Origin of the sequence: Oscillibacter valericigenes (assembly GCF_021531915.1) — a bacterium.
GTDB lineage: Bacteria > Bacillota > Clostridia > Oscillospirales > Oscillospiraceae > Oscillibacter > Oscillibacter valericigenes_A.
Genome location: NZ_JAFBIV010000024.1, coordinates 1 through 22,270, shown reverse-complemented (window position 1 = coordinate 22,270; position 22,270 = coordinate 1). Strand labels below are relative to the sequence as shown.

Here is a 22,270-nt window from a genome sequence, read left to right as displayed (position 1 = left end):
CTTGCGGCTCTAAGGATTCTTCTTGGTGGAGACTACTGGACTCGAACCAGTGACCTCCTGCGTGTGAAGAAATGCGGGGATTTTGGTGCAAATAACCGCAAGCGTCCAACCTTCTGCGCCGCAGTCGGTTTCGAGATTGCAAGTTGCTGAAGCTGTACGATTTTTAGATTTTTACAGCAATTGTGCGCTCGACAAATAACACTACCAATTATTCCCTGATACTGCTGGAGAGTATATAACAAATTGTTGCTGCGCAGAGAAAATCTAAGAAACCTCTGATTTAATCCGCACTACCATAAAGGCTTCGGATGTGGGATAATAACACTACTCCATCAAATGGTGGGGAAGTATATGAACAAGACGAATAGTAACAAGAACAAGTAAACCTCGCAATCACTTAAAACGATAGAGCAAATGTCGAGAGAAGGATCAAGGCTCTGATTACGCGCACTGCGCCTTCCATACCCCAGAAAATGATGGAAAATTATTTCAACAAAACGAATGCAACAATAAAAGCTGTAAATTTATCGAAAGCATACCATTCAAATGCAAAGCGCACTATTATCCAAAATGTATAAAAAAGTCAAAAGACATTGTGAACAAGGCTGAAAAAATAGAAATAAGCAAAAAGGGGATTGCGTTCTTGGTTAGGCCGTGTTATAACACAGTCAAAGGAATTACATACGTATGCAAAGTGAGGCGTATCTGTGAAGACCATTACTTCTGTTGAGTTGGCAAAGCTTGCCGGCGTATCCCAGTCCACCGTGTCGCGTTGCCTGAATGACAGCCCCTTGGTGTCCGACGAGACCAAGGCCAGGGTGAAAAAGATCGCCGAGGAATATTCCTTTCAGTTCAACACTAATGCCCGTGGTCTGAAAACAAACCGTACGGGAGTGGTTGGATACGTCTTTTCCGAGGATTTTTCTGGCTTTGCCAATCACTATATCCAAAGTGATTTATACTATCGCATACGTATGCAGCTTCTGGAGCACGGCATTGACGTTGTTCCTGTGTTTGATGATCTTGTGGAGGGGGAGACATCCTCCATCGAAAAAAGCATCGGCAACCGGCGCTACGATGCCTTGATTTTTAACCGGCAAAGTGTCAGTGAGCGCGTGAGAACGCTGCTGGAGGAAACACGCATCCCCTATATTTTTATTTACGACACCAATGAATTCTCGGAGGAGCCTTTTATGATTGCTCCCCGCCATACCAAAATCGGTTATTTGGTTGGAAAGAGTTTCTGCGAAGCCGGATATCGAAACTTTGTGGAGATCACAGGTCCTGCACAGCGTATTGACGTGGTCAATAAGCACGCTGGTTTTGCTTCGGCTCTGGCTGCATATGGGGTTACGATGCCGGAGGACCATATACTTTGCGCCAATTATCAGCTGGAGACTGCGGAGCAGGTCACACTTGCGCACACCGACTTATTTACACCCGGCACGGCTGTCTTTGCGCAGAACGATATGCTTGCACTGGGAACATTGGAAGCTCTCAAGCAGAGCGGAATTCGTGTCCCGGAGGATGTGGCGGTCATCGGCGTGGATAATGTGGTAATGGGGCGATGGTTCCACCCGCAGTTGACCACGGTCGCCATCGACTACGACCAGATCATATCCATGACAGCTGAGTGGGTATTGAGCGTGACCGAGAAAAAGGCGCCGAAATCTTATCGCCATTTTCTGGACGAAAAGCTGATCGTGCGGGACACGTTCTTACTTGACAAAAAATGAGATTTCTCATTTTTTTTGCATATGTATACGTATGCAATCGCGAGAGCGATGCAGATATAAATTTTATGAAGGAGCGGAACAATGAAAATGAAGAAGAGATTTGCATTCCTGCTGGCCCTGGCTCTCATGCTGACGGCATTGACGGCTTGCGGCGGAAAAACAGAAACCAGCACAGTACCCGAAAATACTTCCGGCAGCTCTCAGGCAGAAGAACCCAGCGCTTCCAGCGACTATCCCAACAAGACGGTCACCATCATCTGCCCCTGGGGCGTAGGCGGCGGTGCCGATACCATTGCCCGTAAGATCACGCAGGTTGCTGAAAAATACTTTGACCAGCCTATCATCGTTGAGAACCATACCGGTGCGTCCGGCACGATTGGTATGGGTGACGCTTTTGACGCAGCAGCAGACGGCTATACGCTGGCCATTGCCAACGGTCCTCTGTTCTCTCTGACTCCCAAATACGTGGACGTGCAGTATACGCTGGATGACTTCACCATGCTGCGCGGTATGCGTACCGTGTCTCTGATGGTCGTAACCAATCCCAAGACCACGGGCTTCCAGTCCTTTGACGACATTCTGGAGTATGGTAAGAGCCACAAGCTCACCTATGCCACTTCCTCCGGCCCGGGTGGTGACCAGTATGTGGTGTCTTCCGCTGCCTTCATCTCCATGGGTATTGAAGCTGAACCCGTTGTTCTTGGCAGCGAGGCTGAGGTCGTGAACGCCATTGCCTCCGGTCAGGTGGACCTGGGCCTGTGCACGCCTCCTTCCTATTATGCGTTCCAGGAAGAGGGCACCGCTCTGGCCGTTGCTACCTTCTATCCCGAGGATGTTGAAACCAAGTTCGGTACCGTGAAGTGTATGGAGAACTGGGGCATTGACGCCATCTTCGGCGGTATGGACTGCCTCGCCATTCGTTCTGACGCGCCTCAGGAGATCATTGACAAGCTCAACGCCATGCTGGATGAGGTCTATGCCGATCCCGACTTCACCGACTATCTGAAGGAGATGGGCTATAACCTGTGGGATGCCAAGGGTGATGAAGTCCAGACCTTTATTGAAAACCAGATGGACAGCATGGAGCGGTACGTAGAGCTGCTGGAGAGCAAATAAACGGCAGCAGAAAAGCAAAGCCGCTTGAGAGAGTGGCATGTGAAGGGTGAGAACATGAAAATCAAACTAAACTCCAACATGGTCACCGGCGCGATATTTCTGGTCATATCCGTTATCCTGCATGTTTTGATCCCGTCGCAGATCAAAACCTATGAAACGGGCAGCATGACTGCGGCAACGGTCCCTACTTTACTGATCCGCATCCTGCTTGCATGCAGTGTGATCCTTTTGGCGCAGGGGCTGTTGTCCAAAGACAAAAAGGAATACTGCATCAGCACGGCACTATTCCAAAAGGAATCTCTCAAGCGGCTGAAGCCTGCTATTTATATCGCTATGCTGCTGGCGTATGCAGTCCTGATGCCCCGAATCGGGTTCATCATCGCATCGCTGTTGCTGGCAAACGGTATTCTGGCCTATTTTGGTACGCGGAAGTGGTGGTTCTACTTGATTGCCAGTGCAAATGTGTTTCTTGCGTACTTTGCGTTCCGAGCCATCAACGTCACGCTGCCATAGGGAGGTGCTGAGACATGTTAGACTATATTCTGGCTGGCCTTGAGATGGCCGCCTCCTGGCAAAGCATTCTGATGATTGCGCTCGGCCTTCTGTCCGGCATTGTGATCGGCGCGATCCCCGGCATGACGGCGGATATCGGCATTATCCTCTGCCTGCCGCTGACTTACGCAATGGATCCGATCCCCGCCATGATGCTACTGCTGGGCATCTACTGCGGAGGTACTTATGGCGGCTCCATCACCGCGATTCTGATCAATACCCCCGGTACTCCTGCCAATGCAGCTACCACGCTGGACGGCTATCCCATGACGCTGCAGGGGAAGTCGCTGAAAGCTCTGCAAATGGCACTGTACTCCTCGTTCTTCGGCGGCATCGTCAGTGCGCTGATTTGTCTGTTTGCCGCGCCCGCTATTGCGCGGGTGGCGCAGACTTTCGGCCCGCCTGAGTACTTCTGCATTACCTTCTTCGGGCTGAGCATCATCGCCAGCATCTCCGGCGACAACATCATCAAAGGCATCATGGGCGGCGTCATCGGTATCTTCATTGCCCTGATTGGCCAGGACAGCGTCAGCGGTGTGATCCGCTTCGCATTCGGAAACCGCAAGCTGGCCGGCGGCATTCCGCTTCTGGCTGTCCTGGTGGGTCTCTTTGCGCTGGCCGAACTGCTGAGTCGTTCCAATTATGACCCCAAAAACGACCCTGCCAGAAAGGCGAAGATTAAGATCAGTCAGGAGCGGGTCACCTGGAAGGAAATCAAGCAATGCTTCCGGGCGTGGGTGGTCTCCAGCGTCATCGGCACGGTTGTCGGCGCAACGCCCGGCACCGGCGGCGGCATCGCCGCGTTTATCAGCTATGACCAGGCCAAGAAAATGTCCAAACACGGCGATAACTTCGGCAAGGGTGAGATTGAGGGCGTGGCAGCCTCCGAGGCAGCAAACAACGCCACTACCGGTTCTACGCTGATTCCTTTGATGACCCTGGGCATCCCCGGCGACGGCTGCACGGCTATCTTGATCGGCGCCTTTATGCTGCAGGGCATGATCCCTGGCCCCGCTTTGTTCAGGGATCACCCGGGTACCCTGTACGGAATCATGCTGGGTCTGTTGTTTGTCAACGTTCTTATGCTGGTGTTCGGTCTGGCCCTGACGCCGCTGTACTCCAATATCTCCCGGATTCCCTATGAGCTGATGAGCGCATTGATCATCGTCTACTGCATCGCAGGCGTCTATTCCAATGAGGGCAGCACCTTCCATGTGCTGCTGGCAGCATGCATCGGTGTCGCCTCGTTCCTGCTTCGGAAGCTGGGCTTTTCCGTGGTGCCGATCATCCTGGGCGTCGTTCTGGGAGATTTGGTGGAAACAAATTTCCGCAACTCCATGATCCTGTCGGGCGGATCCCTGTCCATTTTCGTGACACGACCTTTCAGCCTGCTGTTCCTGCTGCTGGCACTGGTGTCCATCGGCTCGTTCTTCTATAAGTCCATCAAAAAACATGTGAAGGGGACCGCCCCTGTGCAGAAGTAACAAAATGAGGGTAAGCAATATGAATTACGTAACTGAACCTAGCAGACAGATTCCTGTGGTAGCAGAGACAGATGTCCTGGTCGTCGGCGGCGGCCCTGCCGGTTTCGGTGCTGCGCTCTATGCGGCTCGGACAGGCAGCAAAGTCATGCTGATCGAGCAGTATGGCGCCATCGGCGGTGTTGCCACCAGCGGCATTATGAGCCACTGGACCGGCAGGCAGGAGGGCGGCTGCTTTGCGGAACTGCGGGAAAAGGCCCGGGACTGCGAGAGTGAGCAGGTCATCAACCCGGAAAAGCTCCGCATCCTGATGCTGGATATGCTGTATAAGGCCGGAGTCGACGTTCAGCTTTACACGGCTTTCAGCGATGTCATCATGGACGGGAACCGTGTTGCTGGTGTGATCACGGAGAGCAAGTCCGGCAGAGAGGCCATTACCTGCAAGATGCTGATCGACTCCACCGGCGATGGTGATGTGGCGGCAAGAGCCGGAGCGCCCTTTGAAAAGGGGCGGGATGACGGCGGCATGCAGCCGATGACCATTATGTTCAAGGTGGCTGGCGTGGACATGGACCGTGCCATGTTCTTCTGGGGCATGGAGGATACCGTCCAGCTCCCTGAGGGCGACTTGCAGACGCTTGGTCGTGAAAAGCTTCCGAAGCCTGCGGGACATATCCTGCTCTATCCCTCCTCCATTCCCGGTGTTGTCACCATCAATATGACTAACGCCATTGATATGGACGGTACGAACGTGCGGGACCTGAACCATGCGGAGTACATTTGCAGAAATCAGATCCCTGAGATTATCGAATTCCTGCAGCGCTATGTTCCGGGCTATGAGGGCTGCTACCTGATCGACAGCGCGGATGTCATCGGCGTCCGCGAGACCCGCCGGTTTGAGGCACAGTATCAGTTGAACGAAGACGATATCTCTCAGGCCCGAGTATTCGATGACTGGGTGGTCACCAAGTCCAACTTCTTCTTCGATCTGCACAATGTGGAAGGCGCCGGACTGGACGCGATTGCCGAATACAAGACGTTCAAGCAGCCGGAGCCCTACACCATTCCCCTGCGCTGCTTCATTCCCAGAAAGATCGAAGGTCTGCTACTGAACGGCAGAAATATCTCCGGCACCCACAAAGCGCATTCCAGCTATCGTGTCATGCCCATCGTGATGAATATGGGCCATGCCATGGGAATTGTTGCGTCGATGTGCGTGGCGCAGAACAAAAAGCCGCTGGAACTGGATATTGATGAGATCCACGAGCAGCTGCGCCGGACGAATGTAACATTATAAGCTGGAAAGGAGACGGCGGTTTGCGCATAAACAGACCGCATCATAATAATATGCAGAACAGAATGAAGAAACCGGTAGTACCTTGTGAGGCACTTCGCAATGGCGTTGCAGCGTTGAGCTATGCAGCGGCAGCCACATACGGAACAGGAAAAACCATCCAATATCGAAGCAAAGACGGAAGCTATGTATCTACAGCTTCTTTTGCGGAGATTTTAAAGGAAGCCTCCTTTGAGGATGCAAGCATGGCCCGGGCAGCGGCTGCCCTCAGCCAAGCTGATGTGCCGGAACAGGGCGTCAAGACTGCTTTGATCATGCTGAACGCACTTTTGGAGCGTGGTGCGCAGGTAGGGTGCACGGAGGATACATGGCAGCAGATTTCTGCCATGCTGGATTTTGGCATTTCGTTTGCATCGCGTGTAGCGGCAGAAAATAATGGTCAGGTGGTTGGCGGCGGGCTGACCCTGCTGACACTGTGCAGGCCGATGCGGAAATATGGCCGTGACCACCAGTGTGAGCAGGCGGCAGATGTGGTCATCTACGCTTTGGAGCAGCCTCTGCTGAAGCTGGCAGAAGCGGCAGGCTTCGATGGCTATGAGGTGTTCGAGCGTGTCAAGGCGCTGGCCCCCAACCAGTTTTTCAGCCTACATCAGGTCGGCATTGAAAATTCCATTCGCGTCGATGCTGCCCATACAGATTACATCCGGGTAGGGCTTGACCTCCAAAAGGGAACTATCCGGGATCTCCAGGCAGCCGGTGTTATGGAAAATGTAGAGACGGTGCAGCAGGTACTGCAGTTTGTAAAGCAGAGCGTAAAAGCAGTACTGGATGTAGCCAGTGCAATTTGATTGTCTGCTTTGCGGATACCATATACAAATATTACTGAACAGTCATTATTAGAATTTAATCAGTTTCTTTTCTCCGGGTGCAGCACTGCGTGAATGCCGCAGTGCTGTACCTTTTTATTGTCAATTAGCACGGCTTCCTTACAGATAAAGCACAGCGTAGCCTGATAATTTGAGCTATACTATGTTTGTTTAATCAGGAATCTTTCAACCAGGTAACATACTCTTCCAAACCTCAATCTATTGATATTATTCGATTTTTTCTGTTTTTCTCTACGTTCAGCAGGCCTAAGTAAAACAGCATACGGAGACGGTAAAGTCTACGTCTCCGTATGCTGTTCATTAGTATTCAGATTCAGATTACAAGACTGCGCAGGGGGGCTTAATCTTCTTACCCTCGCTCTGCTCAATATAACGCAAGAACTGGTACTTACCCTCAATACCGTCCTGAACACGGCGCTTGAGAGGCTGTGCAGGAGGAGTCAAGTCGTCCTTCACCACAATGAACCAAGTTTCGTTGCTAGCCAACGCCACATCAAACACATTGTCAAACTCTTCGTAAGTGCGGACAGTGGCAGTGTTAGGTACGCCAGCACCAGCTGCCATAGCGGCCAAATCCACATTCCATCGGGTCTGCGTAGGCAGAGGAGGATTTGTGTATAGGGAATCATAGCTTTCATTGTCCCACACAATTTCGATGAGATTATTGGGACGACGGTTGCCCATAACCATCATAGCACCGGGGTCAAGGAGGATGCTGCCATCAGAATCAATGCACAACACCTTACGGTGTGGCAAAGCCAAGGCCAAACCGATAGCAGTACCCAACGTCACACCCAGTGCGCCCATGTGTAGGTTGCGCACAGAGGGGTATGCGTTATCCCACTCATCTACAATTTTTCCCAAAGTGACGACATTCAGTACGTTCTCATCCAATTTTGCGGCCAAACGCTTCATACATTCAAATCTGTTCATTAGCTGATCACCGGCCTTCCAATGACAACACAAGTGTGGTACATACTGGTTTCTGCATGCAGGATCGCCTGCTGAATAGAGGGTTTTACCATCTTCTGATCACGAACGATGGTGTAAGGGATACGCAGGGCTTTCAGCATGGGTTCCATGGTGATACCGTGGTTAACTCCCCACCAGTTTTCCTCTCCCATGTCACCACGGTATGCCATAATCATTGTGACAGGAATCTGACGCTCTAGTCCAATACGGGCCAGGGACTCGGCAGCAGTACGAATGCCAGAGTTCTCCATGATGAGAACGGCACGACGGCCCCCAATAAAAGAGCCAGCACAAATGGCAGCACCAGTACCTTCATGGGGAACGGTGACAACCTCGAAACGTTTGTCTTCCAATAGCATGGAATACAGGGGCTTTAGGCGGGATTCGGGAAGGAACACGACCAGTTCAACGTGAGCCTCCTCCAGAGCATCCATGATCTCATTGGCGGTTTCAACGGAAATCATATCAGGACTCCTTTCTTACATATTGACGCCGCGCTTCTTCAGACGCTGAGTCAGGTTCTTAGACAGAATGTTGGCGGCGGCAAACACAGACTCTTCGTCGAAACGAGTAAGGGTGTGGTTCTTCACCAGAACTTCTCCGTCTACGATGACGGAGTCCACGTCAGAGCCATTGCAGGAATAGACAATGTGAGACATCAAAATACCAGGCTCATCCAAGTCATAGGGCAGGCAGTGCAGATTCCGCATATCCAAAATACACAAGTCAGTGCACTTGCCAACTTCAACAGAGCCGATGATATCGTCCATTCCCAGAACTTTTGCGCCTTCGATGGTGGCCATTCGAAGGACGGTCTCAGCGGTCAGGTCATCAGCCTTTTTGGTAGAGATGCGAGGCAGCAGAGCTGCAAACTTGATTTCTTCCAACATATCGTAGTTGTTGTTGGAATTTGCGCCGTCGGTACCAATGCCAACCAGGATACCACGATCCATGTACTCTTTCACGGGGGCGGCACCATCAGACAGCTTCATGTTACTAGTGGGGCAGTGAGCGATGCGTGCACCAGTCTGGGTGACCAACTGCTTCTCCTCCTCGGTCAGATGTACACCGTGAGCGAGAATCATATTTTTGTTTAGGGCGCCCAGCTTGTGGAGGTACTTGGTGGGCTCACAACCATGCAGTTCTAGGCACAGTGTCACATCATCTACAGACTCACAAGAATGAGTTTGCATCATGATGTCATACTTGTTGGACAGTTCAACCACCTGGCGGATTAGATCGGGACCGGCTTCGCGGAAAGAGTCAAAACCAAAGATAAACCTTGTACGAAGGGAAGGATCCAATGTCTTTTCCACGTACTCCAGATTCAACTCTACCTTATCAACACAGTCATCAAAATCCAAAACATAGGGAACGATACGCACTCGGGCACCAGAGGCCTTGGCAGCCTCATAGCAGTACGCAGAATACTTCTCCATAGATAGCATGGTAGTGGTGCCACTCTTTACGGCTTCCAGATAGCTGATCAAAGCACCCATTTGCATCTCTTCAGGAGAGGTTTCCATGCCAACGGTTTCCGCAATGGCTTCGTGCCATGCATACAGGGCCATGTTGTCTCCAAAACCGCGAGTCAGATTACTATGCATGTGCACATTGACAAGGCCTGGGATCACAACTTTGTTGGAAGCATCCACGATTTCTGCGTCAGGGTATGCAGTGCGAGCTTCGGAATTAGGTAGCAGAGCCTTAATCTTACCTTCCTCAGAGACAATGGTCGTGTTACGCAGAACATCTCCTTTGTCATTCATGGTTAAGATGCAGCCGCACGGGATAAGAACAATCCGATTTTTCATAGTTTTAATAATTCTTCTCCTTACTTATACTAACGCTGCCAGGAAAATGACAGTTTCAGGCACATAGGTTACGATTAGCAGAACGATGATATTCGAAATCAGATATGGAAGCATGGCTTTGAATAGTCTGGGTACAGGAAGGCCACTGATGGTAGAGCCGATATACAGGCAGGTACCAACCGGCGGAGTAGTCAGGCCAATGGTCAAGTTGAGAACCATAATGACACCCAGGTGAACTAAATCAATACCCAAACGCTGGGCAATGGGTACTAAGATCGGAGTCAACAGAATCAATCCGGCACTAGGATCTAGCAGAGCACCCATGCACAACAGAATTATATTGATCAACAGTAGGATAATATACTTGTTATCTCCGGACACGGAGGTCAGGAAATCACCAAGAAGTTGTGGGATCCGAATATCGGCAATGATGTAAGATACGACATTGGTAAAGGCAATCACCATAAAGATCGCAGCGCTGAGAGTCAGAGTGTCCAATAAAATCTTGCCAATGGATTCCAGAGTAAGCTCGCGGAACACAAACAGGCCGACCACAAAAGCATATACGACAGCAATGGCTGCAGCTTCTGTGGGAGTGCAGACACCCATTAGAACACCGCCCAAAATGATTAAAGGCATGATAAGGGCAGGAATTGCGTGGGCAAAAGAAGAAAAAACCTTACGAATGGAGAAGGCAGAGTCCTTGGGGTAATGCTTAATATGGGCAACGATAAGGACCAGTATAGTGAGAAACAGTCCAATCAAGAAGCCTGGAATCACTCCTCCGAGGAACAGCGCACCCACAGAGACATTGGCCAGAGACGCATATACTACCATGGAAATGCTCGGCGGAATAATCGGACCGACGGTTGAGGAAGTTACTGTAATGGCAGTGGAGAATTCCTTATCATAGCCAGATTCCTCCATGGCTGGGATCAGAGCAGTGCCGAAAGCAGCCACGTCTGCATTGGCAGAGCCAGAAATGCCGCCAAAAATCATACTGGCCACCACGTTGACCACTCCAAGGCCGCCGCGAACCCAACCGACGATAGATTGGGTGAAATCAATAATTCGGCGGGTCACACCACCAGAGTTCATAAGGTTGCCTGCCAGAATGAAGAAAGGGATCGCCATCAGCACAAAATTGCTAATGCCGGAAAACATCTTCTGCGGAAAGATGATGGAAGGGATGCTTCCTCCTGTGACCAGCCAGAAGGCCATGGGAATTACACCCAGGATAAAGGCGATGGGCATGCCAATCAGAACAAGAGCTACAAATAACACTACCACAAATGTGATCATACGCGTTTTACCTCCTCTTGCTGTTCATGGACAAAGAAGAGTTTTAATAGATCCTCGGCCGTATACAGTATCATCAGTACAGACCCCACGGGGATAGATGCGTAAGGGTAGGCCATAGAGAGACGGATGGTCGGAGAAACCTGACCTGCGTTTCTAAACGTATATGCCAGACCGCTTTTTACACACCAAGCTAACAGAACTAAAATGAGAAGGTCCGAGATAATTGCAGCAATACGCTGAATGAAGGGCGGGAACTTTTCCAAAGCCGAGATAAAGACAAGCTCTTTCCGTCGCAGAGCAACACCGGCTCCCAACATGGCCATCCAAGGCATCAGGTAAGAAACCAGCTCGTCAGTGATGCGCAGAGAGGTGCCAAGCAGGTACCGGCAGATTGTTTCCACAAACACAATACCCACGATGAATACCAGAATCCCGCAGGCAAACAGTTGTACCATACAATTGAGTCTTTTACAAAATACAGAATAATACTGAAGCACTTTCATATGTTCACACTCTTTTTCCAACGGATGACTGAAAGAAGCAGAGGGTTGTTCTCCATGGCAACCCTCTGCTTCTTAATGGGAAAGGGCCGCTCTACGTTCGCGTATCAGCCCTTTGTTCCCATAGCTACAATCTCCTGAACAATCTCTTGCAGTTCGGGACTCAGCTCCGGCAGATAGGTGTCATAAACGCACTGTACTGCAGAAACGAAGGACTGCATATCGGTGGGCTCGCTGATGACAACGCCGTTTTCGGCCAGAATATCCTTGGCATCTTCGATGCTCTCACGGTAACGGTTGTTAATTTCATCGAGAGCCAGAGGGATGCACTCATCCAGGATGGACTGATGCTCAGGGGACAAGGCCTCCCAGGAGCCTTTGCTCATGAGAGTGACACTGGCAAAGGGCCACACAGGGACCATAGACAGGTGCTTAGCCTGTTCATAATATTTGTTGGACAGCAGAGTTAGCATGTCATTTTCGACACCATCAATTTGTCCCAACTGCAGACCGCTGTAAAGTTCGCCGTAGTCCATGGAAACGGTAGTCGCACCCAGAGCGGCGTAGGCATCCAAAGCAGCGGGTGTACCCATTGTACGCAGCTTCAGACCATCAAAATCAGACACTTTGGTGATATCCATCTTGGTGTTGAGGGGATAACGGAACAGGAACGTGGAAAAGCCGAAAGCCTTCAGGTCATAATTATCTGCATAACCCAACAGCTTCTGAGCAGATTCGCTCTTTGCGAAGTTCAGACCGTGATCTTCAGAGACAAACAGGAACGGGAAATTGAATACATTCAGTTCACTAATGGTGCCGGAGGCCTTGCTGACAGGCATCACTAAGCTCATGTCGACAATCCCTTCGCGCATCAGCTCCATGACTTCCTCATCCTCACCCAGCGAACCGGCAGGATAAATCTCAATCTGGAGAGACCCGTTGGACTTTTCGTTGACCAACTTGGCCAGCAACTCAGCGCCAGCCTGATAGGGGTGCAGCTCGCCCTCTTTGAAAGGGTGTGTAGTGGCCTGTGCATGATGAAGCTTCAGCACAACGGGCGTAGAAGATTCTTCCTTCGCAGGAGTGGAGCTAGGGGTGGAACTAGAGCTGGAGCTAGAACCACAAGCGGTTAGCATCATAGCAATAGCCATGATGCCGGCCAATAGAGACATTACCTTTTTCACAATAGAAGCCCTCCTTGCTGTTTGCCAGGTGAAAAGCGTTCTGCTTTGCAACGCCGGCGTTCAAATATGTACGGGGTATGCTGCAATCAGCATAAACTATGGTGTTACCCAATAGTCAATCATGAATTTGTACAAAAATTGAAGTCTTCATTGTATGTGTCAACGGTAAATAGAGAGACTGCATCCCTTATTCTGAAAGCAAATCTGATTCTCTTGATTGTTTGGGGTGCCAAAATATTAGAATCGGACGGAACCGGCCTCCTAAGTGGCCAATCTCGCCCGACTCTAACAAAAATGTCAATCCACCTGAGGAGTGAAATCAATACCTTTTCCTCAATTCGTCATTCGATACGGGAAAACAACCATGTAACAAAGTCATTCCTATCAAAAACGGTAAATGCATCAATAAGATTGCAAACATACAAATTACCAATAGGTAAAATGTTGTTATCAAATGCATACTGGGCAAGAGACTCAATGCTATGCTGAATAAAATCTAGGCAACCAATGTGTAAGCTACACAAATATTTCCCAGGCTCCAACACCTGGCAGCGATCGGAGTCAAAAGGCTCTTTGGAAAAACTGAAAAATGCATGAGAGTAAAGCTCCATGCTTAATGACAAATTTGGAAGAGTATTGCCGATGGGAAAAGCGTCTGCCGTAGGAATGGTTTCGCAGTAATCTATATGGCTACATAAGCAAGTGATGTCCGCTTCGTCGTAAATGAAATCTGCTTCATCGATTGGTGTCGTTACTAGATAACGAGGTTCTGTCCATATTTCCACATGAGGTGCAGCATTCTTTGGCGTTTGTGCATAGATTATTGCTTCTTCAATCCGATTGAGCTGTTGGACAGCCCGCTGAGCTTCAAGCAATTTTTGATTCAGCCGAACATGGCTTTCCTCCAATATAGTCGGAAGAGTATTTGCGTTACGGTGATAGAGGTAATCTTCAATTTCTTCCAGGGTGCAACCACTTTTTTTCAGCAATGCAATTCGGTGGAAGGTGAGTAAATGTTCACTGGTGTATTCCCGATAATGATTTGATTCGTTGATTGAGGGTTTGATGAGTTTCATACGATGATAATGAAATAGTGTGTCTTTGGTTGTATGACACATGTTAGCGAATTCCTGAATTGAATACTTTTTCTCAAATTTCATAATATACACCACTCATCTACAAAAAGCCTCTTAAAAATGATGGCAATATTCTATTCCGATAAGATATTGAAAGCAAGAAGATTTTCAGCAGCGCAGCGTATTCGCCGTAGGCGCCTCAATTGTTTTTGACAAAAAACTATACTCGTTATCAGTTTTCTTCCACCACTCCCTTATGTCACGCGAATAAGCTTTTCACAGATAGATGTTATCCCGCAGCGGCACGGCACCTACCAATTTGCGGCGGAGCCGCAGCAGGGACACCACGCTGTAAACGGCCAGGACGCCGATTCCCGCCAGCCACACCAACGTCGCCAGCGCCACAGAGGCTTCCATCGGGTCAGCCACCGGCGGTCCACATAGTAAAGCGTATTGGAATTTGAAAGACAGGCGTATACATGACGCCCAGATTGCCAAAAAGGGCCTCTGCAATTGGCAATCCAATAAAACTCGAATTTGAGCAGATGATGCCGTATGAAAGTACGCCTTTTTGCCTTTGTGGAAAACTGTGAAAGATCAGCTTGCTGCCATAGGTCGCTGCAAGCTGAATTGCTGCAGAAAGCATGACCATTAGGATACAGTTCCGGATAAACTCACCAGATATTTGGACTCCACTCATAAAGGAATGGACAATATTGCAGGGCAAGACTACATTGATCAGCAGGCCGGAAAGCGTTTTTCGGCCTGCCTCGCTGATAATACCGATTTTTTTGATAAGCAGTCCGACAATCATCAAGCAGAAGAGCATCACCTGCAAAGACAGCATGTCCGCAAAAAAGTCCATGGAATAGCACCTCGATAGAATTATTCATGCTTCAATTTTATATTATATAGAGAGACTTCTCTTTTACAAAGACCGCTTTTACTATAATAAATATAACGCCGATATTATTTGCCTCGCAATTGCAGCTTCATGGTATCAATAAAGAGTTGGGACAAATGCGTCAGGTATGCATCCTTTCGATAGACTGCGGCCAGATCCCAAACAAGATCGGATGAATCCACCGCAAAATAAGTGACGAAGCCGGGGTGTTGGCAAACCTTGGCTCCTTCCTCTGGGACAAAAGCACACGCGATTCCCTTTGCAACGAGATTAATGGCGGTAGTCAGGTTGCCGGTCTCCAGAAGAATATCCGGATCTATATGGGCTTTGCCGAGCGCGTGCATGACCTCGTGGGTCAAATTCTGACCGGGTTTTGTCAAAATCAAGGGGACATGCTTTAATAGCTCCAGAGTTGCAATGGGATGACTTCCAAGAAACTCGCAGTTATTCAGAAAGCTTTGAACATAGGGATGATTTGTGGGAGCCGCTATCAGGATGCGTTCTTCACAAATGATCTCGCAGGTCAGCTTTCCATAATCCAAAGTACGAGGCAGATTCATGACTGCAAGGTCAATTTTGTCGTTCATCAATGCGCTTTCTAATTGAACGGATCGCCCTTCCAGCAACTCGATGTGGATATCTGGATACTGCTGATGAAAGAAAGGAAAAACATCTGGAAGTAGACAAGCGCCGCGCCATAAAGCCACTCCTAGCCGCAGCCGTCCGCTGACTTGGTTCTTAATGTCCTGAAACTCTTTTCGGACGTTTTCGTCCAGTTTCATTAGCTGGAGAACATATTGATAATAACGTTCGCCGGTATAGGTCAGGCGCAAAGGTGATGTACTGCGGTCAAACAGTTCTACGCCCAGACTTGCTTCCAGCCGTTTCAAATATTGGCTGAGAGACGGCTGGGAGATGTATAGTTGCTCGGCCGCTTTTGTCAGACTGCCAGCTTCGACAATAGCAACAAAATACTCATGATTGCGAAAAACCATTTGCCGGATACCCTCCTAATTACTATAACTTGGACATTATAATTATTATACTACCTTTCATCTTTGACGAATGCAAGAGAAACAGGTAAAATTAGGTCAAGAAAGGCAAATATGTGCACAAATTTGCTCAAGACTTTTCTGAACCAAGCCAATGATTCTTTTTCGCGGACATTATAATTTTACATGAAAATGATGTGTTGAAACGAGGAGGAGCCTTATGAGCCCTGCAATTATCACACTGCTGGTATTAGCAGTGATGGTCGTATTTTTTGTAACAGAGAAACTGCCGTTAGGTTTGGTCTCCATGGCGGGTGCGATTCTCTTGGCATGTCTTGGTATCATTACAAAAGCCGATGTGTTTTCTGCGTTTTCTGGTTCTACCATTGCTTTGCTTGCAGGCATGATGATTATTGGTCAGGGCCTGTTCCAGACAGGGCTTGCTGATAAGATGGCTCATGCTTTGGTGAAGGTGACCGGTACTTCAGAGAACGGCATAATGATCGCATCTATTCTGGTGGGATTGGTTCTGTCTTCTATTTGCTCCGGCGTTGGTGTTGTGGCAATGATGCTGCCCATCGTCATCGCAATGAGCATGGATGCCAAGGTTTCCGTGTCCCGTCAGCTGATTCCCCTTTCTTTCGCTGCTTCTATCGGCTGTAACCTCACGTTGGTGGGCGCGGCGAGCAACGTCAGCGTGTCCGGACTGATCGAGGATATGGGCGTTGATTTCCTGAGCTTCTTTGAACTTGGAAAGATCGGTCTGCCCCTGTGCGTCTTGTTTTTGATCTATTTCCTGACCATTGGCAAGAAACTGCTGACTCCCGGTGATTCCTCCGACCCTGAATACCTGAAGGAATATACGAAGCGGGAGTCTGCTGGCCAGTTCAACCCTGTCAAGGCAAGTGTCTGTGCGGTGATTCTTGTGGCGGTTCTGATTGCCATGGCTGTTGCGAACAAGGAATGGCCCATGTACTTCATTGCGGCTATTGGTTGTGTTCTGATGCTCGCTACTGGCTGTATCAGTGAAAAGGATGCCATGAAGGCGGTAGATTGGCCCACCCTGTTTATCGTTGGCGGTATGAGTGCTGTCTCTAAGGCTATGGCCAGCAGCGGCGCCGGTGATCTGATTGCAAACGCGGTGCTGAAGGTGATGGGTGAGACCCCCAATAAGCTGCTGTTTTTGTTCCTGGTCCTGCTTGTCACCATGATTCTGACCAATATGATGATGAATACATCTACGGTAGTGCTGGTTACGCCGTTGTTTGTCCCTGTGGCAATGACGCTGGGCATCAACCCTGTCGCAATCGGCGTTGCAATTTGCGTTGCAGCCTCCGCACCCTCCCTGACTCCTGTGGGCTCCGGTACCAATACCCTGATCATCCGTCCGGGCAATCTGGGTTTCCGGGACTTCTTTGTCCCCGGTATCGGCCTGTCTGTTCTCACGCTGGTCGGCTGCATGGCCATGATTCCCATTTTCTGGCCTCTGTAATTAGGAGATAAATATGAGAGCTGTTGTTGTAGATAAAGATTACGGTAGTGTCACTGCCGAGGAACTGGAGCGCGTCGCGGCAGCTTATTATGCTACCGGAATCGAGTTGAGTTTGCTGGACTATCAGGTGGTGGCCGCACAGCAAAAAGAACCTACCGAGGACGAGATCATCGCGGGCTGCAAAGACGCACAGATCATCCTGGCGACCGGAAATCCTCCCATCACTCGCAAAGTCCTGGAGGCTCTGCCCGAAGTGAAATTCGTACAGCGTTTTGGCGCGGGCGTTAACAGCATCGACCTGGATGTGGCGGCAGATCTGGGTGTGATCGTGCTGAACCTACCTGGTTTCTGCGCCAAGGAACTGGCTGATGTTGCCACCGCCATGATTATGGGGCTCATCCGTAACACCAATTATTATGACCGGGAAGTCCGTAAGGGCAACTGGCCCAAGTGCAAATATCTGCTGCCTCCTGATGTGCGGGAACTGACGCTGGGACTGTATGGCTTTGGTTTGGCTGGACGGTATCTGCATGATATTTTCTACAAGGGCTTTGGTACCAAGGTCATCGCCTGCGACCCCTATGTCAGCGATGCTGTGAAGTCACAGTACCCGGATGTGGAATTTGTAAGCTTTGATGAGTTGGTCACCCGCAGTGATATTATCTCCATCCATGTAATCCTGACTCCGGAGACGACGCATGTTTTCAACAAGGAAGTCTTCAAAAAGATGAAAAGCACTGCAATGATCATCAACACTAGCCGCGGCCCTGTTATCGACAATGACGATCTGGCATGGGCCCTGGAGACCGGTGAGATTATGTATGCCGGCTTAGATACGGTTGAGCGGGAACCCCTGCCTGAAAATGATCCCTTTAAAACCTTGGACAACATCATTGTCAATCCCCATTGCGGGAGCTATGGTGTGGGCAGTAAGAAAACGCAGATCGATATGGTTTGTAACATTGTTCCCACCGCTGTGGCCACCGGTAAGGTGCCAGCTCGTTGCGTGGCAAATCGCGGTATTTTGGATAAAGATGTCGGCTATGAGTTCGATTGAATTTGGAGGACTATCAGCATGTCTATCGGATGTAAGATCATAAAGGATTTTGAGCGGCCTGCACAGGAACTGGTGGCCCGCTTCAAGGATATGCCTGTCGCTAATATCGATGACAATATGGGTAGAATTGCCGCTGTGGATGCGGCTATCGAACCTATCGGCTATAAGGGACAGTTGCTGGGAACTGCGTTTACCGTACGCGTTCCCCAGGGCGACAATTTGATGTTCCATGCCGCCATGGATCTGGCAAAGCCGGGTGATGTCATCGTTATTGATGCTGGCAGTTTCACAGACCGTGCTATTTTTGGAGAACTGATGGCGACCTACTGTAAGTCCCGCGGTATCAAGGGTATTGTCTGCGACGGTGCCATCCGTGACCGGGGGGGCTTGGCAGCCATGGAGGATTTCCGTGTTTATGCCCGCTCTGCTACGCCCAATGGTCCTTACAAAAACGGCCCCGGTGAGATCAACGTCCCCGTGGTTATCGGCGGAAAGCTGGTCCGCCCCGGCGACATTGTGGTGGGTGATGATGATGGTGTGCTTTTTATCGACCCTGCTATTGCCAACGAACTGGCTGATGCGACTCTGGCGGTGGAGAAGAAGGAAGCCGATATCATGGAGCATATTCTGAAGGACGGCACCTATATTCGTCCCTGGGTCGATGAGAAGTTGAAAGAGATCGGCTGCGAGATTATCTGATTTTTGAGCGTTCTTTGTTTTGGAAGCCGAGTATCTAAATAACTCATTCCATCCCTTCTAAACAACATGCCCATCCATTTTGGATGGGCATGTCGTTTGTGCCGATAATCATGGCTCGTAAGAGGGTTCCCGGAACATTCACGGGCCATTTTTGTGTATTTGAGATGGTAACAGTCATTATTAGGGAACCTCTGATTTAATCCGCACTACCATAAAGGCTCCGGATGTGGGATAATAAGACTATCAAAGCAATGGTGGTGTATGGTGATGAAGAAACAGGAAACATTTACGGATATCGAATACAGCTTCCGCAAGAAGAAAACGAAGCGGGAGGAATTTCTGGAAATCATGGACGAGATCATTCCCTGGGACGAGTGGGTCGGCGCGATCGAACCCTACTACCCCAAAGGGAAGCGTGGCCGTCCGCCCATGGGCATTGAGAAAATGTTGCGGATGTATCTGCTTCAGATCTGGTTCAACCTGTCTGATCCGGCTACTGAGGGCGCCATCTACGACAGCTATGCCATGCGAAAATTCACAGGCATTAACTTCATGACGGAAGCGGTTCCGGATGAAACAACGCTGTGCAAATTCCGTCATCTTTTGGAAGCAAACGGACTGAACAAGCTGTTCTTTGATGCAATCAACCGCGTCATGGTACAAACCGGACACATGATGAAGGGCGGCACCATTGTAGACGCCACCATCATCAATGCGCCCAGCTCCACCAAGAATGCGAAGAAAGCCTGGGATCCGGAAATGTACCAGACAAAAAAGGGCAGCGAATGGAAATTCGGAATGAAATGCCACATCGGAGTAGACGCAGGCAGCGGTCTGGTTCACACGATGACCGTCACAGCGGCAAACGAGCATGACATCACCCAGACAGCGAACTTACTCTGGGAAGATGACGAGGTAGTCTATGGGGACTCGGGATATCTTGGAGTGCAGAAGCGCCCTGAAATCGCAAGCAACGAGCATTTTTCAAAAATTGATTTCCGCATTAACCGCCGCCCCAGCAGTCTTCCCAGGGTCAGCGACAACGCGATTGACTGGGAGCGTTATATTGAAAACCGCAAAGCCGCGGTGCGCTGCAAAGTAGAGCACGCGTTCCGGATCATCAAGTGTCAGTTCGGCTATAGGAAAACCGTGTATCGTGGTCTGAAGAAAAACGAGAACCGACTGTACGCTATGTTCGCTTGTGCCAATTTGTATGCACTTGCCATGGCCGGGCGAAAACTCTCCGTAACCTGATACAGGGGGCAGTCTGTCCTTTTCAGAAAAAGGAGCAGAAAAGCAGAGAAATAACGGCTGTTTTGCGCCATATCCGGCATAATCAAGTGCAAAAACAGATAATTCATTGAGCAGAAACAGAATAAAGGCCATTTATTCAGAGGTTCCCTAAATCAAATTTCTGCCGTTTATGACTGTATGATACCGTTTTTTGTTGCAGGTCTTATCAGGATGACGCATAACTCCACCTTATGCGTTATTTTATAAGAGAAATACGTTCAACGTAGACCTAATGCAAATACAGCAATTGTTGTGTTTGCAAAATTCTACGTTGAACGTATTTTTTATGCTTCCAAGGGTGGTCAATAGGGGTCTGTTTTCTACATTTATTACGAGAGGATTACCGGTCATCACTCAAAGTTGAAAATTTTTGCCGAAGGGGGTTTCATTTTCCCCCCTCTATTTCTCCGTTTACTATGAGGGAATATGAAGGCTATGCCTGTAAATCTCTCTTGCCAACCAACGGAGACGGAGGGAAATCACTCGAAGAAGAAATTATTTTGTCAGTGACGGGTATAAACGGCCCCGCTTTTTCTCCATTTATTATGAAGGGATATGCAGGGCACCTCTGAAAGCCCCACCGTCAATTATGAACAAAATGTAAACTCTTTGCCTTGGGGACCTTAAAAAATAGCCCGTTTTCTCTATTTATTACGAAAGGCTCTTTTTTCGAACACAGTTTTGAATCAGAAAGTGAGGAAATCTATGTTGCAAACAAGAACGATTCGGGAAGCGGCGGCCTGGTTCAAAAGCCAGGACCCGCAGACCTGCCTGACAGAGACCGCCATCCGCACGCTGCTGCGAAGTGGTCGCGTCCCCTGCGTCCGGGTAGGGAAGAAGTATCTGGTCACCATCGAAGCGCTGGAAGCATATCTCTCCGGTGGTGAAACCACGCCTGTGCCATCAGAGAATGCCAGCCGCAAAGTCTGGAGGATCGAGTAATGACAGGAAATCAAAATGACCTGATCACCATCACAGCGGGAGAACTGATGGACAGGCAGTTTCTCCCCAGACACACCGTTGTGGAAAATTTTCTGCCGGCTGGGACGTTCATCCTGTCCGGGCAGCCGAAGATCGGCAAATCCTTTCTGATGCTCATGCTCTGCTGGTGTGTGTCGGAGGGAAAGTCCTTCCTGGGCTTTGAAACGCGGCAGTCCGAGGTACTGTATCTGAGCCTGGAGGACACGGATGCCCGTATCCAGGAGCGGCTGGCCCGGATGTTCGGCACAGACTGGGATGGAACGAAGCTGCATCTGACATTTCGTACCACGCTGAGCGGCAATGACCTGATCCAGCAGCTTGAAAACTTTGTCTTTGACCATCCGGAGACACGGCTGATCGTCATCGACACGCTTTACCTTGCCAGAGAGGGCGGCGATGGCACCGCGTACAGCTACGGCTCAGACTATAAGGACATTCGCCCTTTCAAGCTGTTCACAGACGCCTACGATCTGGCTCTGATCCTCGTCCACCACACCAACAAGAAGCCGGACGAGGGGAATCCCTTCAACCAGATATCCGCACCAACGGTCTTCTGGGCGCGGCAGACGGCGGCTTCGTCTTATGTGCGGAACAGGATAAACGCTTCCTCCACTGTATCGGCCGGGATCTGCCCATGCAGCATTACGAGCTTCGGTTCGACCGGGAGACATGTCTGTGGGAATTGATCCGTGCCTGCAAGTCTGCCACCGAGCTTGTGCCGGAGCCGCTGCTGGACGTCATCGACGCTGTTGTGGAAGATCAGTGGCAGGGGACGGCTTCCGAACTGTTGAAAGCTGTTCAGCAGATTGCCCCGGATATTGCTTTGCAACCCAATTCTCTGACCCGGAGGCTGAACCCGTTGACTGGCCGGCTGGAGCAGGAAAAGGGCATTGTCTACCGTTACAACCGAAACAAGGCAAAGAGGTTGCTGTCTTTTA

At 49.7% G+C, this 22,270-nt stretch carries 22 protein-coding genes and 1 pseudogene; 13 read left to right on the top strand and 10 right to left on the bottom strand.

The features are described 5' to 3' along the window. Positions 1-707: 707 nt before the first annotated feature. The 6 genes from JQM66_RS11595 (at position 708) to JQM66_RS11570 (ending at position 7,027) form a co-directional block, all read left to right on the top strand. Entirely contained in the window at positions 708-1,736 is a 1,029-nt protein-coding gene (locus tag JQM66_RS11595; RefSeq protein ID WP_235230031.1) for a LacI family DNA-binding transcriptional regulator, read from the top strand. Between the two features lie 87 nt (positions 1,737-1,823). Beyond that, complete coding sequence (locus JQM66_RS11590) at positions 1,824-2,852, top strand: tripartite tricarboxylate transporter substrate binding protein (protein WP_235230030.1); 1,029 nt, start codon at positions 1,824-1,826, stop codon at positions 2,850-2,852. A 54-nt stretch (positions 2,853-2,906) separates the two neighbouring features. Beyond that, positions 2,907-3,365, top strand: coding sequence for a tripartite tricarboxylate transporter TctB family protein (locus JQM66_RS11585; RefSeq protein ID WP_235230029.1), 459 nt, complete (start codon positions 2,907-2,909; stop codon positions 3,363-3,365). Between the two features lie 14 nt (positions 3,366-3,379). Then, complete coding sequence (locus JQM66_RS11580) at positions 3,380-4,888, top strand: tripartite tricarboxylate transporter permease (protein WP_235230028.1); 1,509 nt, start codon at positions 3,380-3,382, stop codon at positions 4,886-4,888. 19 nt (positions 4,889-4,907) lie between these two features. Next, entirely contained in the window at positions 4,908-6,182 is a 1,275-nt protein-coding gene (locus JQM66_RS11575) for an FAD-dependent oxidoreductase (RefSeq protein WP_235230027.1), read from the top strand. A 20-nt stretch (positions 6,183-6,202) separates the two neighbouring features. After that, a complete protein-coding gene (locus JQM66_RS11570) occupies positions 6,203-7,027 on the top strand; it encodes a TCP-1/cpn60 chaperonin family protein (protein ID WP_235230026.1) in 825 nt (274 codons plus the stop codon). Between the two features lie 357 nt (positions 7,028-7,384). Here JQM66_RS11570 and JQM66_RS11565 read toward each other — a convergent pair whose 3' ends face one another. The 10 genes from JQM66_RS11565 to JQM66_RS11520 form a co-directional block, all read right to left on the bottom strand. Continuing rightward, the gene (locus JQM66_RS11565) at positions 7,385-7,999 is read right to left on the bottom strand and encodes a thiamine pyrophosphate-dependent enzyme (RefSeq protein WP_235230025.1); all 615 of its coding nucleotides are present in this window, start codon (positions 7,997-7,999) and stop codon (positions 7,385-7,387) included. After that, the gene (locus JQM66_RS11560) at positions 7,999-8,502 is read right to left on the bottom strand and encodes a thiamine pyrophosphate-binding protein (RefSeq protein WP_235230024.1); all 504 of its coding nucleotides are present in this window, start codon (positions 8,500-8,502) and stop codon (positions 7,999-8,001) included. The genes JQM66_RS11565 and JQM66_RS11560 overlap by 1 nt, the downstream gene beginning before the upstream one ends. A 15-nt stretch (positions 8,503-8,517) precedes the next feature. Further along, entirely contained in the window at positions 8,518-9,852 is a 1,335-nt protein-coding gene (locus JQM66_RS11555; protein WP_235230023.1) for an amidohydrolase family protein, read from the bottom strand. Between the two features lie 24 nt (positions 9,853-9,876). Next, positions 9,877-11,154, bottom strand: coding sequence for a TRAP transporter large permease (locus JQM66_RS11550; RefSeq protein WP_235230022.1), 1,278 nt, complete (start codon positions 11,152-11,154; stop codon positions 9,877-9,879). Then, positions 11,151-11,657, bottom strand: a complete 507-nt coding sequence (locus JQM66_RS11545; protein ID WP_235230021.1) for a TRAP transporter small permease — start codon at positions 11,655-11,657, stop codon at positions 11,151-11,153. The genes JQM66_RS11550 and JQM66_RS11545 overlap by 4 nt, the downstream gene beginning before the upstream one ends. 104 nt (positions 11,658-11,761) lie before the next feature. After that, a complete protein-coding gene (locus tag JQM66_RS11540; RefSeq protein ID WP_235230020.1) occupies positions 11,762-12,838 on the bottom strand; it encodes a TRAP transporter substrate-binding protein in 1,077 nt (358 codons plus the stop codon). A 341-nt stretch (positions 12,839-13,179) separates the two neighbouring features. Next, a complete protein-coding gene (locus tag JQM66_RS11535; RefSeq protein ID WP_235230019.1) occupies positions 13,180-13,998 on the bottom strand; it encodes a MerR family transcriptional regulator in 819 nt (272 codons plus the stop codon). A gap of 192 nt (positions 13,999-14,190) precedes the next feature. Further along, positions 14,191-14,331: a hypothetical protein gene (locus tag JQM66_RS11530; protein WP_235230018.1), complete on the bottom strand. Its 141-nt coding sequence runs from the start codon at positions 14,329-14,331 to the stop codon at positions 14,191-14,193. A gap of 4 nt (positions 14,332-14,335) precedes the next feature. Continuing rightward, entirely contained in the window at positions 14,336-14,779 is a 444-nt protein-coding gene (locus JQM66_RS11525; RefSeq protein ID WP_235230017.1) for an AEC family transporter, read from the bottom strand. A gap of 104 nt (positions 14,780-14,883) precedes the next feature. Further along, positions 14,884-15,813 carry a LysR family transcriptional regulator gene (locus tag JQM66_RS11520; protein ID WP_235230016.1) on the bottom strand — a complete coding sequence of 310 codons (930 nt, stop codon included), beginning with the start codon at positions 15,811-15,813 and terminating at the stop codon, positions 14,884-14,886. A gap of 217 nt (positions 15,814-16,030) precedes the next feature. Between JQM66_RS11520 and JQM66_RS11515 the strand changes: the two genes are divergently transcribed. The 7 genes and pseudogenes from JQM66_RS11515 to JQM66_RS11485 form a co-directional block, all read left to right on the top strand. Beyond that, positions 16,031-17,302 (top strand): SLC13 family permease, encoded by a 1,272-nt coding sequence (locus tag JQM66_RS11515; RefSeq protein WP_235230015.1) that lies wholly within the window; start codon positions 16,031-16,033, stop codon positions 17,300-17,302. Positions 17,303-17,315: 13 nt separating this feature from the next. Further along, entirely contained in the window at positions 17,316-18,359 is a 1,044-nt protein-coding gene (locus JQM66_RS11510) for a C-terminal binding protein (protein ID WP_235230014.1), read from the top strand. 18 nt (positions 18,360-18,377) lie between these two features. Beyond that, a complete protein-coding gene (locus tag JQM66_RS11505) occupies positions 18,378-19,058 on the top strand; it encodes an RraA family protein (protein WP_235230013.1) in 681 nt (226 codons plus the stop codon). Between the two features lie 267 nt (positions 19,059-19,325). Next, on the top strand, positions 19,326-20,312 hold the full coding sequence (locus tag JQM66_RS11500; RefSeq protein ID WP_235230012.1) for an IS5 family transposase: 987 nt from the start codon (positions 19,326-19,328) through the stop codon (positions 20,310-20,312). Between the two features lie 744 nt (positions 20,313-21,056). Then, complete coding sequence (locus tag JQM66_RS11495) at positions 21,057-21,293, top strand: helix-turn-helix domain-containing protein (protein ID WP_235230011.1); 237 nt, start codon at positions 21,057-21,059, stop codon at positions 21,291-21,293. Further along, positions 21,293-22,018, top strand: coding sequence for an AAA family ATPase (locus JQM66_RS11490; protein ID WP_235230010.1), 726 nt, complete (start codon positions 21,293-21,295; stop codon positions 22,016-22,018). The genes JQM66_RS11495 and JQM66_RS11490 overlap by 1 nt, the downstream gene beginning before the upstream one ends. Then, positions 21,967-22,270: pseudogene (locus tag JQM66_RS11485) on the top strand (hypothetical protein); the annotation flags it as partial. The gene JQM66_RS11490 and the pseudogene JQM66_RS11485, both read left to right, overlap by 52 nt.